At 57.9% G+C, this 1,526-nt stretch carries 2 protein-coding genes; one reads left to right on the top strand and one right to left on the bottom strand.

Annotated features, from left to right (window positions below; translation table 11 throughout):
- Positions 1–88: 88 nt before the first annotated feature.
- The gene (locus tag EVC45_RS44535; RefSeq protein WP_129964340.1) at positions 89–424 is read left to right on the top strand and encodes a transposase; all 336 of its coding nucleotides are present in this window, start codon (positions 89–91) and stop codon (positions 422–424) included.
- A gap of 189 nt (positions 425–613) precedes the next feature.
- Here the strand turns inward: EVC45_RS44535 and EVC45_RS44540 are convergent, their stop codons facing one another.
- Positions 614–1,270: a hypothetical protein gene (locus EVC45_RS44540; RefSeq protein WP_211193607.1), complete on the bottom strand. Its 657-nt coding sequence runs from the start codon at positions 1,268–1,270 to the stop codon at positions 614–616.
- Between the last annotated feature and the right edge of the window lie 256 nt (positions 1,271–1,526).

Genomic DNA, 1,526 nt, shown 5'->3' on the forward strand with positions numbered 1-1,526 from the left:
TCGCGCCATTCGTGACGGCGCCGGGCAATCGCAACGAATCACCCCTGCTGCGTGACGCGCTGCCCAAACTCACCGCCATGTCACCGCCATGGCGCGCGCCATTGGTGCGAACCTGCAGGGCTCAACCGTCAGTCTGGATGGCGTCTACGACTGCCGCGAAAACCGCCGTGCGATCTTCAACCGCGGCATGAGGCCCAACATTCCCGAGAACCCGCGTGGGCGCAAGGCACCGAAGCGCGGTCGCAGACGGCATTTCGACGCGGCCATCTTCGCGGAGCGCTTCAGCACCATCGAGCGCGTGTTCGCCTGGGAGGACACCTTCCGCCGCCTGCTGCTGCGCTTCGAACGCATCAGTGCCGTGCACTACGCGCTCAAGACGCTCGCCTACACGATGATCAACCTGAGGCACTACTGCCGCAGCTGATCGCGGCCCTCAGGGCGGCCTGTCGCTACTTCGCCGGCGCATTGCGCCATGGCCGCGCGCGTCGTTACCATGTCGATCACTTCGCAAATCACACTTCCGCTTCGCGTTACCTGTCTTGCCAACTCATGCATTTCATGAAACATATGCATTACTGATCAAATGCAACTTCAGTCTGCTTGAAACCCGCAATCAGTTGTCACTGTCGTCCGACGCCCCCCTCAACGAGGGTATGCGCCCGTACATGGATGGCGACGCAGATCGTGCCGATTGGTCGAATGGCTGTGAATAGTTGTCGGTGTTGGCTTCAAACTCGAACACGCGCCCGACCTGTTCACGCTGCCGTATAAGCTGCTGGCTTTCCTCCGCACGTTGACGATCACCCTGCGCCATGAACGCACGGTAACGATCAACCTGCGCCGTGATTCTATCGATGCGACTGCGGAAGTCATCCGCCCCCCCCTCTCGCACGTTACCTGCGAGTCGACTTTGAAGTTGACGTTGCAACCCACGCGCTGCCTCGTTCTGCCCGCGCAGGGCTCGCGTATGAGATGTCTGCTGAATCAGGCGGCCAATTTCCCTGTTCATGCTGATCAGGGCGCTACCGATCTGTTGTTCGACGCGCTGTGGCAACGGCGAGCGTGGAGCCGCGGGTGTCGGAGAATGCGTGCGAGGTGTACGGCGTTGCAGATGCGCCAGAGGCGATTGGCCAAATGTTTCCGCTCTGGTCGGACCGTGGCGGATAGGCGTCGCCGATGGCGAAACCTCGGCAGTGAAATCATTATGGGGCGTATTGGAAGAAAAAATACTCACACCTCCAGAACATTGACATCCCATGGTCTTCTCCAAAGTAAATGGACCTTTATATTAGGGAAAGCGCCTACTTCACCGCGTGCGCGTATGCGAAAGCATTTGCACTTGTGCGTATTTCGGCGAAGCCGAACACGGATTTCGGTTGAAGTCGAACAACTGATTGCGGGTTTCAAGCAGACTGAAGTTGCATTTGATCAGTAATGCATATGTTTCATGAAATGCATGAGTTGGCAAGACAGGCAACGCGAAGCGGAAGTGTGATTTGCGAAGTGATCGACATGGTAACGACGCG

The sequence above is a fragment of the Paraburkholderia sp. UYCP14C genome (assembly GCF_004197395.1).
Lineage (GTDB): Bacteria > Pseudomonadota > Gammaproteobacteria > Burkholderiales > Burkholderiaceae > Paraburkholderia.